This window comes from Pseudomonas sp. 05T35, from assembly GCF_056396605.1.
This window is the reverse complement of record NZ_JBFTLU010000464.1, coordinates 1-3,446: the sequence shown is the minus strand read 5'-3', so window position 1 is coordinate 3,446 and position 3,446 is coordinate 1. Positions and strand designations below refer to the sequence as shown.

Sequence of the window (3,446 nt, the reverse complement as noted above, 5' to 3'; positions counted from 1 at the left end):
GTCCCTGTCTTTCGCCATGAAGAGGGAAACTCACCATGACTAGCGTTCAGGTCGGTCTTCTTATGCTGTTCACCATCAGTGCTTTTGGCTTTATCACGCTGACGATCGACGTGCTGCGAGCGCGGCGAATCAGTAAAGACAAATAGTGCAAATGCCGAGTGGCGGCGGCGCTTGAATGCGCCGCCTCTCAACCCGTTCAGGCCGTTTTGAGCGGTACCCAGATTTCCAGCACACCGGTATTGAGCTTTGGGTTGAAGTCGTCGCTGTAGCGCTCGAACTCCGGAGCATCGGCAGCCTCGTAACCCGACGCTGGCAGCCAGGTTTTCCAGATGTACTGAAAGGTTTGCGGTAGGGTGTCCAGCGCACCTTCGTGCTTGAACACCGCATAGTGCTGAGGCTGTATTTCGATCCAGCGGTAGAGTTCGGGCAGGTCATCGAGCTTGCTGATTTCGACACCCGCGATGTACTCAAACCCACCTTTACCATCCGGGTTGCAGCAGACGCCGTAGGTGACCTCCCCAACCTGCCCTGGAACGTTACCGATGTGCGGTACGAATTTCTCCCAGAGTTTGGGAATACCTTCAGTGGTGTCCGCACTAAACCGCCCGCCAAGTCCGGCGATCAGCAGAAAGTGCCCCGCTTCGAAGCGCGGCTCAGCGAGTTCGCCCTTTTTTGGATCATCCATGAATCAACTCCTGCAACTGAAGGTGGGTTCGGCTGCAAGTATAGAAGCCAAACCGGATTCCCCCAGTCAAAGGCCCGGAAGTTCTGCTACCGCCGCCGGAAGGATAAATTCCTGATAGCCAGAAACGATCACGTAGACTGCGAAATAACAGAAGATCGCTGCAGATGCGAGGTAAGAGTAGCGCAGCAGCTTGTCACCCAAGAGTTTGCCGCCCTGGGTCGCCGCCAGGCACAGGGCAACGCACCACAACAGCCCGGCGCAAAAGAACCCTGCCAGAAACAGTGCGGCATTGCTCAGGCTACCGCCCCCGGAACGGGCAATCAGCGTACCGCCGACCGCGGCGAACCAGAGAATCGCACTGGGCGACGACATTGCCAGAAAAATCCCACGGAAAAACTCCCGTCGATGGGARCCGGCACTGACCTCACCGGCCTCCGCCAACACGGCGCTGTGATAAATCGCCGAATAAATCATCTTCGCCGCGAAGTACAGCAGCAGCGCCGAACCACCGACCCACAACACCCAGMGCACCGCCGAATACTGCAACAGCACCGTCATGCCGGCCAGCGCCAGCACCGCGTATACCAGGTCGCCGACACAGGTGCCGAGCCCCAACGCAAACCCTTGGAAATACCCACGTTGCATGGCCAGTGTGATCATCGCAATGTTGGCCACGCCGATGTCCAGGCACAGTGAAAGACTCAGCAAAAAGCCGCTGGAAAACTCCATTTTTCATCCCGTTTAAAAGTAGTTGTTGAGTAAATGCCAACTTTTGCAAGAAGCATGCGCGCACTGATTGAGAGCGAAAACTTGCGCATGCGATCAACCGCGTAGTGAAAAATAGTTGAACCTCGCCACTAGACAATCGGCCATAAGCGCCCTTATCTTCCGCCACAGGCCACCGCAGTGGCCAGCGTCGCTCGGACGGTTCCGGGCGCTTACGTTATCGAGGCAACAATGGCCGAACAAGGTTCGCCGCGCCGCTTTGCGCGCATAGATCGACTCCCCCCTTACGTATTCAATATCACTGCCGAGCTGAAGATGGCTGCGCGTCGTCGTGGCGAAGACATCATCGACTTGAGCATGGGTAATCCCGACGGCGCCACTCCGCCACACATCGTGGAGAAACTGGTGACCGTCGCCCAGCGCGAAGACACCCACGGCTACTCCACCTCCAAGGGTATTCCGCGTCTGCGCCGGGCGATTTCCAATTGGTACAAGGATCGCTACCAGGTCGACATCGACCCGGAAAGCGAAGCCATTGTCACCATCGGCTCCAAGGAAGGCCTGGCGCACTTGATGCTCGCCACCCTCGATCAGGGCGACACGGTGTTGGTGCCGAACCCGAGCTACCCGATCCACATCTACGGCGCGGTGATTGCCGGCGCACAAGTGCGCTCGGTGCCGCTGATCCCCGGCGTGGACTTTTTCGCCGAGCTGGAACGGGCCATTCGCGGCTCGATTCCGAAGCCGAAGATGATGATTCTCGGTTTCCCGTCCAACCCGACTGCACAGTGCGTCGAACTGGACTTTTTCGAGCGGGTGATCGCCCTCGCCAAACAATATGACGTGCTGGTGGTGCATGACCTGGCCTACGCCGACATCGTCTACGACGGCTGGAAAGCCCCGTCGATCATGCAGGTGCCGGGCGCCAAGGACATTGCGGTGGAGTTTTTCACCCTGTCCAAGAGCTACAACATGGCCGGCTGGCGGATCGGTTTCATGGTCGGCAACCCGGAACTGGTCAACGCCCTGGCACGGATCAAGAGCTACCACGACTACGGCACTTTCACCCCGCTGCAAGTGGCGGCCATCGCCGCGCTGGAAGGTGATCAACAGTGCGTCAAAGACATCGCCGAGCAGTATCGGCAACGGCGCAACGTGCTGGTCAAAGGCCTGCATGAACTGGGCTGGATGGTCGAAAACCCGAAAGCCTCGATGTACGTCTGGGCCAAGATCCCTGAGGCCTACGCGCATATGGGCTCGCTGGAGTTCGCCAAGAAACTGCTGGCCGAGGCCAAGGTCTGTGTGTCGCCGGGGGTTGGGTTTGGTGAATACGGCGATGACCATGTGCGTTTCGCACTGATCGAAAACCAGGACCGGATTCGTCAGGCGGTACGCGGGATTCGCGGGATGTTCCGGGCGGATGCGGCGGCGGGTTGATTTCGCGGCTTTCTAAACGGAATAGGAAATGCCCCTGTGAGAGTGTTGTGCTCACAGGGGCATTTTCGTATCGGGGAGTTGATCGCTAGCGTTATGGCAGTAAAGCAGTCGCGCCTTTGTAGTAGAAAGGTGTCATGTCGATAATTGCCGTACCTTTAAGAGGACGCCCACACCCTTCACAGGCGGCGTTGTTCAGTAGGCCGTTGTCATAATCGACCATCCAACTGAATAGCCCCGCGAGATTCCATTTTTTCACATACTCGCCTTTGGCCTTGACCGTGCGAGGCGTATCGGCGGAAATGAACAATTTAGTAGTCGGATTGTAGAGAAAGTCGGCATCGGCCTTGTCGTCGGTGTACAAGATGAAGCCATTGAGCTGGGTCTTATTCTCCAAGTCCAGATAGTTGTAAATCATATCTGGGAGTTCGATTACGCCACTTTCAAAAGAACCTTGCGTGTCAGTACCGACATGTGGGGCGTATGTCCCAATCAAAGGGGTAACACTTGTCAGCATTGCCTGTTGCGCATTTCGACTGTAGCCCGCGTATCCCAAACAGATTTTTCTCGAATCAACACCCAGCCCCAGCAAGTACTGCAC

4 protein-coding genes are annotated in these 3,446 nt (G+C 56.9%); 1 reads left to right on the top strand and 3 read right to left on the bottom strand.

What is annotated here, in order from left to right; all coding sequences use genetic code 11:
* Window positions 1-196: 196 nt before the first annotated feature.
* On the bottom strand, window positions 197-685 hold the full coding sequence (locus AC1DH9_RS25370) for a GyrI-like domain-containing protein (protein ID WP_427536014.1): 489 nt from the start codon (window positions 683-685) through the stop codon (window positions 197-199).
* A 66-nt stretch (window positions 686-751) separates the two neighbouring features.
* Window positions 752-1,414 (bottom strand): LysE family translocator, encoded by a 663-nt coding sequence (locus AC1DH9_RS25365; protein ID WP_477809003.1) that lies wholly within the window; start codon window positions 1,412-1,414, stop codon window positions 752-754.
* A 228-nt stretch (window positions 1,415-1,642) separates the two neighbouring features.
* Here AC1DH9_RS25365 and alaC point away from each other — a divergent pair, with 228 nt between their 5' ends.
* Window positions 1,643-2,848 carry an alanine transaminase gene (gene alaC / locus AC1DH9_RS25360; RefSeq protein ID WP_427536018.1) on the top strand — a complete coding sequence of 402 codons (1,206 nt, stop codon included), beginning with the start codon at window positions 1,643-1,645 and terminating at the stop codon, window positions 2,846-2,848.
* 91 nt (window positions 2,849-2,939) lie between these two features.
* On the opposite strand, the gene AC1DH9_RS25355 is transcribed toward alaC, so the two are convergent.
* Window positions 2,940-3,446 (bottom strand): glycosyl hydrolase family 18 protein (locus AC1DH9_RS25355; protein WP_477809002.1); only part of this gene is annotated, 507 nt, incomplete at its 5' end.

Coding starts and splice junctions, on each gene's coding strand:
- alaC (WP_427536018.1), top strand. CDS start 1,643: ATGGCCGAACAAGGTTCGCCGCGCCGCTTTGCGCGCATAGATCGACTC.
- AC1DH9_RS25370 (WP_427536014.1), bottom strand. CDS start 685: ATGGATGATCCAAAAAAGGGCGAACTCGCTGAGCCGCGCTTCGAAGCG.